The sequence below is a fragment of the Marinobacter daepoensis DSM 16072 genome, assembly GCF_000421165.1.
Taxonomy (GTDB): Bacteria; Pseudomonadota; Gammaproteobacteria; order Pseudomonadales; family Oleiphilaceae; genus Marinobacter; species Marinobacter daepoensis.
In genome coordinates this window covers 87,152-103,244 of sequence record NZ_ATWI01000014.1, presented here as the reverse complement: position 1 = coordinate 103,244, position 16,093 = coordinate 87,152, and the positions used below count along the sequence as shown (strand labels likewise).

The window sequence follows — 16,093 nt, the reverse complement described above, 5'->3', positions numbered from 1 at the left end:
GCGTGCCCGGGTATCGCTGGATTTCGTGGCTATTACCGGGTCTTTGTGCGCTGGCCTTAGGGGGGTGCAACCCTTTTTCCGATGCAGAATCCATGGCGGAGGAGTACCTGGTGAGATTGGCCCGGGTACTCGATACCGAGTTGGTTTCCCTGCCGGACTTGCCCGAAGCCGCTATTCCTCCTCGCCGCCGGGAGCGCACTTTACCCTTGCCGGAACTGGATCTGGGAATGCTGGACTTCCTGTCCCTGTACGGTTGTGAGCTTCAGTATGTGGTGGGCGAGCGTAACTCCGTGATGGGCAAGGTGATGCAGCCGATCAATCAGCTGCGTTATGAGATACGGTTCATTCGAGCTGCCCGGGGCTGTCTTTCAGAGATCAGTGATGAGGATCTTACCGGCGTTCTGGAGGCGGCCATTGCCAGCAAAATGGAAAGTCTGCCTCTGGCCGTGTGGAATGCGACCTGGGGTTCTGAGGAGATAGAACGCCAGTTTACGCTGTCGAAAGGCTATTTTCCGGTGGCTGAAGTGGGGAACCCCGCTTCTGATCTGGTGCGCGATCTGCAACGCGTAAACCGACAGGTAGAAGCCCTGCGTGCCGGGGATCTTGAGGTTTCCCTGAAGGATCTTGGCGAAGTGCACCAGCGTTGGCAGGCGGATGTGCTGGCGGGACAGACCATCAATAGTGCCCGTCTGCTGGTCAGCACGCTGAATGCAGGCTCGATGATGCTTCGCAGGCGGGTAGAGGGTCGCCCGTTGTGCCTGAATGGCAAGCCAAACAATCAGTCCGACATTGTTCAGAGTTTCTTTTTCAGCGTTTATATCGGGAAAATTCAGCCATACATGAGCAGTGTCAGCCGTGCCCGGGACTCCCTGATTTCCGGATTCTCAGAGTTGGCCCGGCAGCAAGAGGCGGTGATGCCTGAATCGTTCACTTCCTGGTACCAGAGGCATTTGTCGGATGGCGCTGAGAGCAGCAGCCTCTGGCATGAACTCGACCAGGCCATGATGCTGCATACCCGCCATTGGCAGGATTTGCTCGAGCAGTGTGGGCTGCGACCAGGGGCCTGAGGGCTCAGCTCTCAGCGCTGACTCTCCGGCGTCACCCGCAGGATTTCCTCTACGGTTGTGAGGCCGGCCGCTACTTTCTGGGCGCCACTGAGTCTCAGCGATTTCATGCCTTCCTTGTACGCGTCCAGTCGGAGTGATTCGAGCTCACATCGGTCCGTGATCTGACGGGTGAGTTTGTCAGACAACGTCATGATTTCGTAGACGCCGGCCCGGCCTTGGTATCCGGTGTTCCGGCATTCCAGGCAGCCGGCAGGGTGATAGAACTGACGAGGGAGCGGGGCCTTCCAGGGGCGGGTCAGGGTTTGCCACGCCTGAGCATCAGGTTCGCCGGCCTGCTTGCAGTGGGGACAAAGAGTCCTGGTCAGCCGCTGAGCCATTACCCCGAGCACGGTAGCGCGGATCAGGTAGGGCGGAATGCCCAGTTCCATCAGGCGCGTGATTGCGCTTGGAGCGTCGTTAGTGTGCAGGGTTGATAGCACCAGGTGCCCGGTGAGGGCGGCCTGTACCGCCATTTCAGCGGTTTCAAGGTCCCGGATTTCACCGATCATGATGGTGTCCGGGTCTTGTCGCAGCAGTGCCCGGACGCCATGGGCAAATGTCAGATCAATGTTGGTCTGTACCTGCATCTGGTTGAACGCCGGTTCCACCATCTCAATCGGATCTTCGATCGTGCAGATGTTGAGTTCCGGCGAGGCTAGCTGTTTCAGGGTGGAGTATAGTGTGGTGGTTTTACCGGAACCGGTGGGGCCGGTAACCAGAACAATACCGTGTGGGCGGGATGTTATGGTCTGCCAACGTTCCCGGTCCTCCTTACTGAAGCCCAGCTGCTCAAATGATTTGAGCAGCACTTCCGGGTCAAAAATCCGCATGACCATTTTTTCGCCGAAGGCGGTTGGCATGGTGGCCAGGCGGAGCTCTACTTCCCGGTTATCCGGCTTGCGGGTTTTGATACGACCATCCTGGGGCCGGCGTTTTTCCGCCACGTTCAGGCGCCCGAGAATTTTCAGGCGGCTGGTGACTGCCATGCCGACCTGTTCCGGGAACTCATAGACATTATGCAGCACGCCGTCGATTCGAAACCGGACCTGGGTGACCGTGCGCCTGGGTTCGATATGGATGTCTGAGGCCCGCTGGTCAAATGCGTATTGCAGCAGCCAGTCGACGATTTTGACAACGTGCTGGTCGTTGGCGTCGGGGTTGTCGCTTGCCCCCAGGTCCAGCAGTTGTTCAAAGTTGTGGTTTCCTTTACCAGAGGGAGCCTGGTCGCCACCGGCTTTACTGACTGAACTGGCGAGTTGATAGAACTCGACAGTGTACCGGCGGATGTCTTCCGGGTTGGCCACCACCCTTCGGATGTCTTTGCGGACGGCTTGTCGCAGGTTGCTCTCCCATTCCCGCCTGAAGGGCTCCGAGCTGGCGATGACCACTTCATCGGTGCTGATCTCAACGGCAAGGATGTCGTGCCGTTGAGCGAAGGCATAGGACATAACGCGGGCAATGGCCGGCGTATCGATTTTCAGGGGATCGATATGGTAATACGCCTGACCACTCCAGCGGGCAAGCCAGTGGGTCAGGCGTTCGAGATCCAGTGTCCTGCTGTCACGCTGGCTGGTGAGGGCGGCGATGGCAACGAGTTCCAGCGGATGCCGTTGGGGAGTCTGGCCGATGCCGGACGCTGCGCCCAGATTGGCTGTCAGAACTTTCTCTGCATCCTCCTGGAGAATCTCGCCGCTTTGCACCAGGGCTGAACAAAGATCCCTCAGCGTCAGAGTCTGGCGGGCTGGCGGTGCTGGCATGGAAACGCTGTCTTCAGTCATCAGGGGGCCTTCCGGGTCGGTGAATCAGCCTGCAATTGGCCGGTTGACCTTTAGGTGGACCATCGCAACGCTGAAGAGCAGAAAGGTCAGAATGGTCAGAATAACCGGGCCCGCGGCACCTTCGGACAGCCAGGCGGAAACAACTGCCTGGGTAAAGTAAAAGATCACGACAAATGCCATCCAGATATAACCCCGGTTGTGGCCGCGGAATACGGGCACCGCAAAAGCAAGCAGCGGCAGGAGCTTTACGGAAAGCATCAGTGGGATGGAAACGCCCTCCACCGGAGCCGGCCAGAAGGTTGTGATCAGCAGGGTTAGGAGCACGGCAGCATAGAGTGCGATGGTCAGCCGGGCTGTGTGTCTGGCTTTATCGTTATGGAGCATGGAAGATTCCGGGCAATTGGTGAGGTTGATGATGTTGAGGCTTATCCATCAGCCAGTTTCAGGCTCAGTTTGGCAATACGCTCGCCGAAAGCCTGGCACAGGGTTTTCTCTTGTTCGCTGAGGGCTTGTTGTTCTCCGGTGCCAGCCCAGTGTGACGGGCCGTAAGGCGTGCCGCCGGTCGAGGTTTCGCTCAAGGCGCTCTCGGAATAGGGCAGGCCGCAAAGCACCATGCCATGGTGGAGGAGCGGCAGCATCATGGTGAGAAGGGTGGTTTCCTGGCCACCGTGAAGGCTGCCTGTAGACGTGAACGCGCCGGCTGGTTTGCCCACTAGTTTGCCGTTGAGCCAAAGGTCTCCGGTGCCATCAAGAAAATGCTTCAACGGTGCTGCCATATTGCCGAATCGGGTCGGGCTGCCGAGCACCAGGCCGGCACAATTGGCCAGGTCTGGCTTGCTGGCATAAGGTGCTCCGGTGTCCGGCACTGCCGGGAGTGAAGCGATGGTATCCGGAGAGACAGGGGGCACCGACCTTATTCTGGCTTCGATGCCAGAGACGCGGGCGACGCCGCGACCTATCTGCGTCGCCATCTCAGCGGTCTGGCCACTCCGGCTGTAATACAGAACCAGAACATAGGGTTTGGTGGTATCGGTCATGGCTTGCTCTGACTGATCAAAGGATATTGAGAACGTTTTCAGGTGGGCGGCCAACGGCGGCTTTGCCATTGGCGAGCACGATCGGCCGTTCAATCAGTTTGGGGGTTTTTATCATGGCCTGGATCAGGTCTGTCCGGTTCAGTTCCGGGCTGTCCAGCCCCTGTTCTCGATACTCGGCTTCCTTGGTGCGCATGATCTCGCGAGGCTCACATCCAAGCAGATCAAGAATGTGTAGAAGTTCCTGCTCTGTTGGTGGGGTCTCCAGGTAGCGTATAATCTCCGGTTCGATACCCTTCTGCTGCAACAGCTCGAGGGTCTGGCGGGATTTTGAGCACCTAGGGTTGTGGAATATGCGGGGAGCTTCTGTCATGGTCCTGACCGTTTTACGTAGTGTTTGCCGTCTTTAATGAAAACGTTAGTCTAACAGGAGGATAACCCTTGCAGTACCCTCAGGCCGGGCTCTTTTGCAGTCGTAAGCGATCGCTGTTGTTACTCATACTGCTGATCGTGTTTATTTCAGGTTGTGAGAAAGTTGAGCTGGAGAGAGCCGACGGTACCCCTTCAAACTGGGACAAGTACCGGGGCCAATGGGTGCTCGTTAACTACTGGGCAGAGTGGTGCAAGCCTTGTCTGGAGGAAATTCCGGAATTGAATGAGCTCGACAAAGCGCCGGACATTGCGGTGCTGGGAGTGAACTTTGATGGGGTCTCCGGTGCCCCACTGCTTGAGCTGGGTGAGCGTATGGGTATTGAGTTTACGCTGCTGGCAGCGGACCCAGGGCCAGATCTGGGCTGGCAGGTGCCTATGGCTCTGCCCGCTACGTTCGTTGTGGATCCTGACGGGGCGCTGATCGAGGCGCGGTTCGGGCCGCAGACTGAAGAAGACATCCGGGCAATGATTGGCGAATGACCATGGCAAACACTTTTGTACATCTGAGAGTTCACTCCGAATATTCCATGGTGGATGGTCTGGTCCGGGTCAAACCCCTGATTGGTCGCGTTGCTGAACTCGGAATGCCCGCCGTTGGGCTGACCGAGCAATCCAACATGTGCTCGCTGGTGCGTTTTTATAAAGCGGCGCTGGGGGCGGGGGTAAAGCCCATCATCGGTGCGGATATCTGGCTTGAAAACCCGGATGAGCCTGAAAATCCGTTCCGTCTGACCCTGCTGGCCCGGGACAACGGTGGTTATCTGAACCTGACGGAAATCATTTCGTTGGGATATACCGAAGGGCAGCGCTACGGTAAACCGATCATTCAGAAGTCCTGGCTGGAAGCCCGAGCAAACGGACTGATTGTTCTGTCCGGCGCGAAAATGGGGGATGTCGGCAAGGCGTTGCTGGCCGGTAAGCCTGACCTGGCGCGTGAGCGGGCCGGTTACTGGATGAATCTGTATCCGGGTAGCTATTACCTGGAGTTACAACGGACGGGGCGAGCCGGTGATGAAGATTGTCTGCACATGAGTGTAGCGCTGGCCTCCGAACTGAGCGTGCCTGTGGTGGCCACCAATGATGTGCACTTCCTGACGGCGGACGATTTCGAGGCCCACGAGGCCCGAGTCTGTATCGGTGAAAGCCGAACGCTGGATGATCCCAGGCGGGATCGTCGATTCAGCGATCAGCAGTACCTCCGCAGTGCCGAGGAAATGATTGAGCTGTTTTCGGACATTCCTGAGGCCGTCACGAATACCGTTGAGATTGCCCGGCGCTGCTCGGTGAAGGTCCGGATGGGCGAGTACTTCCTGCCCAATTACCCGATTCCCGATGGCATGACCATGGACGACTATTTCCGGAAGGTCTCCGAGGAGGGGCTGGAAGAGCGGTTGGCCAAGACCCTGAGCAAGGACGATCCGGAATACGATGCCAAACGCGAGGCCTACTACAAGCGCCTGAACTTCGAGCTGGATATCATCATCCAGATGGGGTTCCCCGGCTACTTCCTGATCGTGATGGACTTCATCAAGTGGGCCAAGAACAACGGTGTGCCGGTAGGGCCTGGCCGGGGGTCTGGTGCTGGCTCGCTGGTGGCCTACGCCCAGTTGATTACCGATCTTGACCCCCTGGAGTACGACCTGCTGTTCGAGCGGTTCCTGAACCCGGAACGGGTATCCATGCCCGACTTCGACGTTGACTTCTGTATGGAAGGCCGGGATCGGGTGATCGACTACACCGCACAAAAATACGGGCGGGAAGCCGTTTCCCAAATCATCACCTTCGGTACCATGGCCGCCAAAGCGGTGGTGCGGGATGTGGCTCGGGTGCAGGGTAAGTCCTATGGGCTGGCCGATAAGCTCTCGAAGCTGATCCCGTTTGAAGTGGGGATGACGCTTAACAAAGCGATTGAGCAGGAGCCTCAGCTCAAGGAATTCCTGGAGCAGGACGAAGAGGCCCAGGAAATCTGGGAGATGGCCCTCAAGCTGGAAGGTGTGTGCCGTAACGCTGGTAAGCACGCCGGGGGTGTGGTGATTGCGCCCACAAAGATTACCGACTTCTCGCCGCTGTACTGCGACGATGAGGGCGGAAGCCTGGTTACCCAGTTCGACAAGGGCGATGTCGAAGACGCTGGTCTGGTGAAGTTTGACTTCCTGGGGTTGCGGACCCTCACCATCATCAAGTGGGCCCTGGGCATGATCAACCCGCGTAGGCAGCAGCGTGGGGAAGGGGAGTTGGACATCAGTGCCATTCCTCTGGATGACAAGCCCTCTTTCGATATGCTCAAAAAGGCCGAGACCACCGCGGTGTTCCAGCTGGAATCCCGTGGTATGAAGGATCTGATCCGGCGCCTGCAGCCAGACTCTCTGGAAGATATGATCGCCTTGGTGGCTCTGTTTCGACCGGGCCCCTTGCAATCCGGCATGGTAGATGACTTTATCGACCGGAAGCATGGCCGGCAGCCGTTGTCCTATCCGCACCCGGATTATCAGTATGCCGGGCTGAAGCCGGTTCTGGAGCCTACCTACGGGGTCATCCTGTACCAGGAACAGGTCATGCAGATCGCCCAGGTGATGGCGGGCTATACTCTTGGGGGCGCGGACATGCTACGCCGGGCCATGGGTAAGAAAAAGCCCGAGGAAATGGCAAAGCAGAAGGCCTTCTTCCTGGAAGGTTGCGAAAATAACGGTATTGATAAAACCCTGGCTGAGAACATTTTCGACCTGGTAGAAAAGTTCGCCGGCTACGGTTTTAACAAGTCCCATTCGGCTGCATACGCACTGGTCTCATATCAGACACTGTGGCTTAAAGCCCATTACCCGGCTGAATTCATGGCTGCGGTACTCACTGCCGATATGCAGAACACCGATAAGGTGGTCACGCTGGTGGAAGAGTGCCGGAATATGAAGCTGGATCTGCTTGTCCCGGACGTTAGCCGGTCGGCCTATACCTTCACCGTCAACGATCAGGGGCAGATCGTGTATGGGCTTGGGGCGATCAAAGGCCTTGGGGAAGGGCCGATTGAGAGTATTGTCGAGGCCGCGAAAGATGGTCCCTTCCAGGATATTTTCGATTTCTGTCGCCGTGTGGACCTGAAAAAGGTCAATAAGCGGGCGATGGAAGCCTTGATCCGCTCAGGTGCTTTGGACAAGCTTGGGGCAGACCGGGCAAAACTGATGGCCAGTATCGACAAAGCGATCCAGCAGGCGGATCAACAGTCTCGTAATGACGCCGCGGGTATGGTCGACATGTTCGGCGAGATGCTTGAGGGCGGTGGTGACGACGGCGATACGTATGCGGACGTGGCGAATGTTCGGGAGTGGCCCGAAAAAGAACGCCTGAAAGGTGAAAAGGACACTCTGGGCCTCTACCTGACGGGCCACCCCTTTGATGAGTATGAGCGGGAGGTGCGTCGCTTCGTCCGCTGCTCGATTGCAGATCTCAAACCGAACAAATCACCTCAGCGGGTGGCTGGGCTGGTGGTGGCGCAGCGCACGATGAAGACCCGAACCGGTTCTACCATGTGTTTCATTACGCTGGACGATCGTAGCGCCCGTATTGAAGCGACACTGTTCTCTGAAGCCTTTTTTGAGAACCGCGAACTGTTGCAGTCCGATCAGGTTATCGTGGTGGAGGGGCAGGTCAGCCATGATGATTACTCGGGCCAGATGAAAATGCGAGTCAGCAGTGTAATGGATGTGGCCACGGCCCGGCAGCAGTTCAGTCGTGGTATCAGGCTGGCGTTGCGCTCGGAGCAGTTGCAGAATGATCTTCTGGACAGGCTGGATGACACGCTTCGGCCTTTTCGGAGTGAGGGAAGTCCGGTCTGGATTGAATATCAAAGTGCGGATGCGAGTACCCGCATTGAGCTGGGCGAGTCCTGGCGAGTTCAGCCAGACGATACGTTGTTGTTTGAGCTGAAGCATCTGGTGGGCGACCAGTCGGTGGAACTGGTCTATGATTAAGACCAATGTCCGCTTTAGCCTTACCATCAGCGCTGCTATCTTTACCCCAAATTCTGGTTTTGGCGGGCTTCGGCTCGCCTGGCAAAAAAATGATGGAACATCATGAACCCTAACTACCTGGATTTCGAACAGCCGATCGCCGACCTGGAAGCCAAAATTGAAGAGCTTCGTATGGTGGGTAACGACACCGATATCAACATTACCGATGAAATCAGTCGTCTGAAAAAGAAAAGTATCAGTCTGACTGAGTCGATCTTTTCAGATCTCAAGTCCTGGGATATCGCCCGCCTGGCAAGGCATCCGCGTCGTCCTTACACGCAGGACTATATCGACTTGATTTTCGAAGATTTTGACGAGTTGCATGGCGACCGCCGCTACGCGGATGATCTCTCTATCATTGGCGGAACCGCGCGGCTGGATAATCAGCCGGTCATGGTGATTGGTCACCAGAAAGGGCGAGAAGTCAGAGACAAGGTTAAGCGTAACTTTGGTATGCCGCGTCCTGAAGGGTATCGCAAAGCCCTGCGCCTGATGGAGATGGCTGAGCGCTTCAAAATGCCGATCCTTACCTTTATTGATACGCCGGGTGCCTATCCGGGAATTGGCGCGGAGGAGCGAGGCCAGAGTGAGGCGATTGCCTTCAATCTGGCGGTGATGTCCCGTCTGAAAACCCCGATCATCTCCACGGTGATTGGCGAAGGGGGTTCTGGCGGTGCTCTGGCCATTGGGGTTTGTGACCAGCTTAACATGTTGCAGTATTCAACCTATGCGGTCATTTCACCCGAAGGTTGTGCGTCCATTCTCTGGAAAAGCGCGGAATACGCGGCGCAGGCCGCGGAGGCCATGGGCGTAACCGCCGGTCGCCTGAAAGAACTGGGCGTTGCCGATCATGTGATCGATGAGCCGCTTGGTGGTGCTCACCGCAACCCTGAGAAAATGGCGGAGAGCCTCAAGCAGCAGCTCTCGAAAGGCGTGGCTGAATTGAACCGGCTTCCATTGGAAGAGCTGGTTTCCCGTCGGTATGAACGTTTGACTCGTTATGAAGGCGGGCGGTAACACCACCGCCGGGACAGAGTGGCCCGAGGACTTGCTCGGGCCGATACTGAACCTCCCCGATTATCACCAGCTCTGGGTTGCCTTTAGCGGAGGCCTGGACTCATCGCTGCTTTTGCAAGTCGTTGCTGCGGCCCATCCGGCTGTCAGAGCGCTGCACATCAATCATCAGTTGCAACCCAATCATGAAGACACAGAGCGGACCTGCCGAGAGGTCTGTGAACGGCTGGGTGTATCGCTGAATGTACATCGGGTTTCTGTAGACGCTGAGGACGGGGGTATTGAAGCCGCGGCGAGAGAGGCGCGTTACGAAGTGTTCCATAGCGTGATCGGCCCCGGGGACCTGTTGTTGATGGCTCATCATGCAGACGATCAGGCTGAAACGGTGTTGTTCAGGATGCTGCGCGGTTCCGGCGTTCGTGGGTTGGCGGGAATGCCGCGTACCCGGGCTCTCTGGAGAGGGCATCTGTTTCGTCCGTGGCTGGGTATTTCCCGGGCGCGGCTGCTTCAGGTGGCCAGCGAGCGGGGGATACCTTGGGTGGAAGACCCCAGCAATGTCAGTGAGGTGCACGACCGCAACTTTCTCCGGCATTCGGTGATGCCCCGCCTCTCAGAGCGGTGGCCAGGGCTGTTAAAGCGCATCGCCTACAGCGCACGCGCATGCGCTGAGAGTGAGGCACTGAACCGGCGGCTCGCAGAAATGCAGTGGGCGGATTGCGGTGATGATGAGGGGCGGGTCCGGCTCGTACGTTTTTCTTCATTGACTGGCCTTGAACGGAAAAATCTGGTGTGTTGGTGGATTCGGAGCAACGGGTTTGCTTTGCCGGGTGTATCTGACTGGGACGCTGTGCTCGGCGCTCTGGTCCATGCTGCGCCAGACCGGAATCCAGAGTTGGTGGGGGACGGTTTTTACATCCGGAGATATCGCCATCACCTGTATCTGGTCCCGGAGGTCGAGGTGCCATCGGGCTCAGAGGTGTTGACTGTCGGGCGCACGTTGCGTTGGGGGTATTGGTCGTTACGGCTGGTACCCGCGAATGATGGAAATACAACGGAAACCTCGCATCCGGAAATAAGGGTATCTACGAGGCAAGGGGGTGAAAGAGTCCGGTTCACCGAAAATGGCCCTTCCAGATCGCTGAAAACCTGGTTGCAGGAGCGAGGGGTTCCTCCATGGGAAAGGCCCGTTCTGCCGCTGGTTTCAGAGATTCGTGACGGTCATGACGAGTGGGTTGCCATTGGCGATTTGTGGACTTCTGGCCGATACTCCGGAAGCGCCCATGCCGCCGGTTGGCGGCTGATTGTCGAGCGGGATTGTGATTGAGTAGAGAGGGGCTTTCTGGTAGTCTGGCGTCCCATCTTGAGATGAACAATCTCCCTCCTTCACCGAACCAGATAATCACGGAATCTGCATGACGCGTTATATTTTCGTCACCGGCGGTGTCGTGTCCTCCTTGGGAAAAGGTATTGCGTCTGCCTCACTGGCAGCCATCCTCGAGGCACGCGGCCTGAAGGTCACTATTCTCAAGCTGGACCCGTACATCAACGTGGACCCCGGCACCATGAGCCCGTTCCAGCACGGTGAGGTTTTTGTCACCGAAGATGGCGCGGAAACCGATCTTGACCTCGGCCATTATGAGCGCTTCATTCGCACGCCGATGAGCAAGCGTAATAACTTTACAACCGGCCGTGTGTACGAAGAAGTCATCCGCAAGGAACGTCGCGGCGATTACCTTGGCGGTACCGTCCAGGTGATTCCTCACATTACCGACGAGATCAAACGCCGGGTTGTGGAAGGTGCGGCCGGTGCAGATGTTGCTATGATTGAGATCGGAGGCACGGTAGGTGATATCGAGTCACTCCCGTTCCTTGAAGCCTGTCGCCAGCTGAAAGTCGAAGTTGGCTCCCAGCGCGCGCTGTTCATGCACCTGACACTGGTGCCGTATATCGCGACCGCTGGAGAGATCAAAACCAAACCGACCCAGCATTCTGTAAAAGAAATGCGTTCTATCGGTCTTCAGCCGGATATTCTGTTGTGTCGTTCCGAGCACGAAGTGGATGCCAGCTCCCGTCGCAAAATCGCGCTGTTTACCAACGTGGAAGAACGTGCGGTAATTCCGTTGCAGGATGCCCGGTCTATCTATGCCATTCCGCGTATGCTGCATGAGCATGGCCTGGACCAACTGGTTATCGAGCGCTTTAATCTTGACGCCCGGGAAGCCGATCTGGGTGAGTGGGACGCCGTTGTCGATGCACTGCTCAACCCGCAGCATGAAGTGACCATTGCCATGGTTGGCAAGTACATGGAGCTTCTGGATGCCTATAAATCCCTGATTGAGTCCTTGTTGCATGCGGGTATCAAAACCCGCACCAAGGTCAACATCAACTACATCGATTCTGAAGATATCGAACGCGACGGCACTTCGGTGCTGGAGTCCGCCGACGCTATTCTGGTACCGGGTGGCTTTGGTGAGCGCGGTGTCGAAGGTAAGATCCGCACGGTTCAGTACGCCCGTGAAAATAAGATTCCTTATCTGGGGATTTGCCTGGGCATGCAGGTGGCGGTGATTGAGTACGCGCGCAACGTTGCCGGTCTGAGTGACGCCCACAGTACCGAGTTCCGTGAGCATACGCCGGAGCCGGTGGTTGGTTTGATTACCGAATGGCTTGATGCCACCGGTGAGAAAGAAGAGCGTACGGAAGAATCCGACCTGGGTGGCACCATGCGCCTGGGCGCACAGGATTGTGTGCTGGCGGAAGGTTCTACCATCGTAGGTTGCTACGGTAAGAAAACCATTCGTGAGCGCCACCGTCATCGCTACGAAGTCAATAACCACTTCCTGCCGAAGCTGGAAGACGCTGGCCTTCAGATTTCTGGCCGTTCTGCCGATGGCAAACTGGTTGAGGTGGTCGAGGCACCGAATCACCCTTGGTTCGTGGCGTGCCAGTTCCACCCGGAATTCACCTCCACACCCCGCGACGGCCATCCGCTGTTCAAAGGTTTTGTTGAGGCCGCGCTGGCTAACAAGAAAGGGTCCTGATTATGGCGCGCAGCAACCTGAACGTGTCGGGCATCGACATTGCCAACGATAAGCCGTTTGTGCTGTTCGGTGGTATGAACGTACTCGAGTCCAGGGAACTGGCGTTTGAGGTGGCAGAGAAATACGTGGATGTCTGCAATCGTCTCGGCATCCCATACGTATTCAAAGCTTCCTTTGACAAGGCCAATCGTTCGTCGGTCACTTCCTTCCGCGGCCCGGGCCTCGAGAAGGGGTTGCAGATCCTTGCAGACATCAAAAGCAAGTTCGGTGTGCCGATCATCTCTGATGTTCACGAACCGGAGCAGGCGGCACCGGCGGCAGAAGTCTGCGATATCATCCAGTTGCCTGCGTTCCTGAGTCGTCAGACCGACCTGGTGGTGGCTATGGCCAAAACCGGGTCGGTCATCAACATCAAGAAAGCCCAGTTCCTGGCGCCTCAGGAAATGAAGCACATCATTGCCAAGTGTGAGGAAGCCGGTAACGACCAGATTATTCTCTGTGAGCGTGGTACCAGCTTCGGTTACAACAACCTGGTGGTTGACATGCTCGGCTTCGGCATCATGAAGCGGATGAACGTGCCGGTATTCTTTGATGTGACCCACGCGCTACAGATGCCCGGTGGCCGCGCCGATTCCGCCGGAGGGCGCCGGGCTCAGGTCACTGACCTGGCCCTGGCGGGAATGTCTCAGGGGCTGGCCGGCCTGTTTCTGGAGGCCCACCCGGACCCGGATGCCGCTAAATGTGATGGCCCCTGTGCCTTGCGCCTGAGCCAGCTGGAGCCGTTCCTGCAGCGAGTGAAAGCTGTCGACGATCTGGTAAAAAGTTTTAAACCTATCGACACCGCCTGATTGGCGGTGTTGGTGTTTTGAAAGGTCGCATGCCCCATCACTTTTCAGAATGAAGGCATAGTGCGAACTTTGAGAGCGAGCGACTGGAAGAGCCTGCCGAACATTTCGGAGGTCAGGGATGGCCGGAAAGAAGTACACAGGGAAGTGCTTGTAGCGGTTTTCGGCAGGCTCTTCCAGTTGATCGCCCGGCACCATCATTCAAAGCTTGTATAGTGGTAAGAAGATAAAACCTGGAGAATCAACCGAATGACCAAGATTGCCAACATCAAAGCCCGTGAGGTTCTGGATTCACGTGGCAACCCCACCGTAGAAGCAGACGTCATCCTGGAAGACGGTACCCTGGGCCGCGCCTGCGCGCCGTCCGGAGCCTCAACCGGTTCCCGTGAAGCTCTGGAGCTGCGTGATGGTGATGCCTCCCGATACCTCGGTAAAGGTGTTCGCAAAGCTGTTGCAGCCATCAACGGCGAAATCCGTGATGCCCTGATGGGTAAAGATGCCGCCGACCAGCGTGGCCTTGATCAAATCATGATTGATCTTGACGGCACTGAGAACAAAGCCAACCTTGGTGCTAATGCCATTCTGGCTGTATCTCTGGCTGCCGCTAAAGCCGCTGCTACTTCACTGGGCAAGCCGTTGTATGAGCACATTGCCGATGTAAACGGCACTTCTGGCAACTTCTCCATGCCGGTGCCGATGATGAATATTCTCAACGGTGGTGAGCACGCCGATAACAACGTCGACATTCAGGAATTCATGGTTCAGCCGGTCTCTGTAAAAAGTTTCGCTGAGGCTCTGCGTGTCGGTGCCGAGATTTTCCATAGCCTGAAAAAGGTTCTCAAGGCTCAGGGCCTGAACACAGCCGTTGGCGACGAAGGTGGTTTTGCGCCGAACCTGCCGTCGAACGAGGCAGCCCTGGCCGCGATTAAGCAGGCAGTTGAGAATGCCGGCTACGAGCTGGGTAAAGATGTGACCCTGGCTCTGGACTGCGCCTCCTCCGAGTTCTACAAGGACGGCCAGTATCAGCTCACTGGCGAAGGCAAGAGCTTCGATTCTGAAGGCTTCGCGGACTACCTTGCCGGTTTGTGTGAGCGTTACCCGATTGTGTCGATCGAAGACGGCATGGACGAGAGCGACTGGGACGGCTGGAAAATCCTGACCGACAAGCTGGGTAGCAAAGTGCAGCTGGTGGGTGATGATTTGTTCGTAACCAACACCAGGATCCTGAAGCAAGGGATTGAGAAGGGCGTTGGTAACTCCATTCTGATCAAGTTCAATCAGATCGGTAGTTTGTCCGAAACGCTGGACGCTATCAAAATGGCGCAGGATGCAGGTTACACGGCAGTAATTTCTCACCGGTCCGGTGAAACTGAGGATACCACCATTGCCGATCTGGCCGTTGCAACCTGCGCCGGCCAGATCAAAACCGGTTCTTTGTGCCGCTCCGACCGCGTTGCCAAGTACAACCAGTTGCTGCGCATTGAAGATGCTCTGGAAGGCAAAGCGCCGTACCGTGGTTTGAGTGAAATCAAAGGTCAGGGTTAATCCCTGAGCGCATTTTTTAACTTGCCAGGCAGGCCTGGCAGGTAACAAAATGTTAAGGCCATCGCGTTCTGGATGAAAGTTCAGACACGATGGCCTTTTTATACAATCAGTTACGTAAAATTGTTGCTAATCTACTATAAGGTCTATAATTGACCTTCGACATTATTATATTTTCTGTTTTCGCACGGGTTTTGAATGAAATCTCTCTGGGCCATACTGGTAGTGCTGATACTCCTGTTGCAGGTTCGCCTGTGGATAGGAGAGGGCAGCTTTGCACAGGTCTGGGCCTTGGAGCAGTCGATTGCCGAGCAGCGTTCGGAGAATGCCGAACTGGCTACCCGGAATGACCGGTTGTATGCGGAAGTGCGCAATCTTCGGAACGAGCAGGGGGCCGTGGAAGAGCGGGCCCGAATGAATCTTGGCCTGATTCGTGAAGATGAGACTTTTTTTCTCGTTGTTGAAAACTGAGTTCAGGCGTGCACTTCTTGCCAGCCATCCCTTGCCTTCGAAATTTCCGGAGAGGCTCTCCCCGGCGCTCATCTGACCTTTGACGTACCTTCCATGAAAAAAGTAGATCTTTGGCTTATCGTTCCTGCTGCTGGCATCGGTCAGCGTATGAAAGCCGAATGCCCCAAGCAGTACCTCAAAATCAATAACCGTTTTATTCTGGATATCACCCTGTCCCGCCTGTTGGACAGCGCCCCGTTTAAAGGTTGTATGGTGCCGCTGAATGCTCAGGATCATTGGTGGCCGGATAGTGAGTCGGCGAGGGATGCCCGGGTGCAGACCTGTACCGGAGGCAGTGAGCGGGCGGACTCGGTGCTGTCGGCGCTGGTGGCTTTGGAAGGGCTGGCGACCGAAGATGACTGGGTACTGGTTCATGATGCTGCGCGGCCGTGTGTGCATCGTGAGGATCTGGCCCGGTTAATTTCGATGCTGTCGGAGCACCCGGTGGGTGGTTTGCTGGCGGCACCGGTGGCGGATACGTTGAAACTTGCAGAGGCCGGGCCGTTGCCGGTCGTGAGCGAAACTGTTGACCGGAGCCAGTTATGGCGTGCACTGACGCCGCAGATGTTTAGGTTTGGTGCTTTGAAAAAAGCCCTGTCGGACTGCCTTGAAAAAGCTCAGACCGTGACGGATGAGTCCTCTGCCATGGAGTTTTCCGGTAACATGCCGGTATTGGTAGAAGGGCGGCCCGACAACCTGAAGATCACGGTTCCCTCGGATCTTGCACTGGCAGAGTTTATCCTCAGCCGCCAGTGACTCAGCCCTTTGTTCTGTTCAGTTACCGGAG

At 56.6% G+C, this 16,093-nt stretch carries 14 protein-coding genes; 10 read left to right on the top strand and 4 right to left on the bottom strand.

The genetic code is table 11. From position 1 onward, the window contains the following. Positions 1 to 2: 2 nt before the first annotated feature. A complete protein-coding gene (locus K325_RS0116815) occupies positions 3 to 1,067 on the top strand; it encodes a DUF3080 domain-containing protein (RefSeq protein ID WP_051146694.1) in 1,065 nt (354 codons plus the stop codon). 11 nt (positions 1,068 to 1,078) lie between these two features. Here K325_RS0116815 and tfpB read toward each other — a convergent pair whose 3' ends face one another. Genes tfpB through arsC form a run of 4 tightly spaced genes read right to left on the bottom strand, consistent with a single transcriptional unit; the run spans position 1,079 to position 4,291 of the window. Then, positions 1,079 to 2,884: a type IV pilus assembly ATPase TfpB gene (gene tfpB / locus K325_RS0116810; protein ID WP_029655422.1), complete on the bottom strand. Its 1,806-nt coding sequence runs from the start codon at positions 2,882 to 2,884 to the stop codon at positions 1,079 to 1,081. A 24-nt stretch (positions 2,885 to 2,908) separates the two neighbouring features. Next, on the bottom strand, positions 2,909 to 3,268 hold the full coding sequence (locus K325_RS0116805; protein ID WP_029655421.1) for a DUF2069 domain-containing protein: 360 nt from the start codon (positions 3,266 to 3,268) through the stop codon (positions 2,909 to 2,911). A gap of 41 nt (positions 3,269 to 3,309) precedes the next feature. After that, the gene (gene wrbA / locus K325_RS0116800; RefSeq protein ID WP_029655420.1) at positions 3,310 to 3,921 is read right to left on the bottom strand and encodes an NAD(P)H:quinone oxidoreductase; all 612 of its coding nucleotides are present in this window, start codon (positions 3,919 to 3,921) and stop codon (positions 3,310 to 3,312) included. Positions 3,922 to 3,937: 16 nt separating this feature from the next. After that, on the bottom strand, positions 3,938 to 4,291 hold the full coding sequence (gene arsC, locus K325_RS0116795) for an arsenate reductase (glutaredoxin) (protein ID WP_029655419.1): 354 nt from the start codon (positions 4,289 to 4,291) through the stop codon (positions 3,938 to 3,940). Positions 4,292 to 4,359: 68 nt separating this feature from the next. On the opposite strand from arsC, the gene K325_RS0116790 reads away from it, so the two are divergent. The 9 genes from K325_RS0116790 (at position 4,360) to ispD (ending at position 16,062) form a co-directional block, all read left to right on the top strand. Next, complete coding sequence (locus tag K325_RS0116790; protein WP_029655418.1) at positions 4,360 to 4,830, top strand: TlpA family protein disulfide reductase; 471 nt, start codon at positions 4,360 to 4,362, stop codon at positions 4,828 to 4,830. 2 nt (positions 4,831 to 4,832) lie between these two features. Beyond that, positions 4,833 to 8,315 carry a DNA polymerase III subunit alpha gene (gene dnaE / locus K325_RS0116785; protein ID WP_029655417.1) on the top strand — a complete coding sequence of 1,161 codons (3,483 nt, stop codon included), beginning with the start codon at positions 4,833 to 4,835 and terminating at the stop codon, positions 8,313 to 8,315. Between the two features lie 102 nt (positions 8,316 to 8,417). Next, a complete protein-coding gene (gene accA / locus K325_RS0116780; protein ID WP_029655416.1) occupies positions 8,418 to 9,371 on the top strand; it encodes an acetyl-CoA carboxylase carboxyl transferase subunit alpha in 954 nt (317 codons plus the stop codon). Next, the gene (gene tilS / locus K325_RS0116775; protein WP_029655415.1) at positions 9,355 to 10,692 is read left to right on the top strand and encodes a tRNA lysidine(34) synthetase TilS; all 1,338 of its coding nucleotides are present in this window, start codon (positions 9,355 to 9,357) and stop codon (positions 10,690 to 10,692) included. Before accA ends, tilS begins: the two co-directional genes overlap by 17 nt. A gap of 88 nt (positions 10,693 to 10,780) precedes the next feature. Continuing rightward, positions 10,781 to 12,409, top strand: a complete 1,629-nt coding sequence (locus tag K325_RS0116770; RefSeq protein ID WP_029655414.1) for a CTP synthase — start codon at positions 10,781 to 10,783, stop codon at positions 12,407 to 12,409. A 2-nt stretch (positions 12,410 to 12,411) separates the two neighbouring features. After that, positions 12,412 to 13,257: a 3-deoxy-8-phosphooctulonate synthase gene (kdsA, locus tag K325_RS0116765; RefSeq protein ID WP_029655413.1), complete on the top strand. Its 846-nt coding sequence runs from the start codon at positions 12,412 to 12,414 to the stop codon at positions 13,255 to 13,257. 246 nt (positions 13,258 to 13,503) lie between these two features. Further along, a complete protein-coding gene (gene eno / locus K325_RS0116760) occupies positions 13,504 to 14,799 on the top strand; it encodes a phosphopyruvate hydratase (RefSeq protein WP_029655412.1) in 1,296 nt (431 codons plus the stop codon). A 195-nt stretch (positions 14,800 to 14,994) separates the two neighbouring features. Then, positions 14,995 to 15,267 (top strand): septum formation initiator family protein, encoded by a 273-nt coding sequence (locus K325_RS0116755; protein ID WP_029655411.1) that lies wholly within the window; start codon positions 14,995 to 14,997, stop codon positions 15,265 to 15,267. A 93-nt stretch (positions 15,268 to 15,360) separates the two neighbouring features. Beyond that, entirely contained in the window at positions 15,361 to 16,062 is a 702-nt protein-coding gene (gene ispD / locus K325_RS0116750) for a 2-C-methyl-D-erythritol 4-phosphate cytidylyltransferase (protein WP_029655410.1), read from the top strand. Positions 16,063 to 16,093 lie beyond the last annotated feature (31 nt).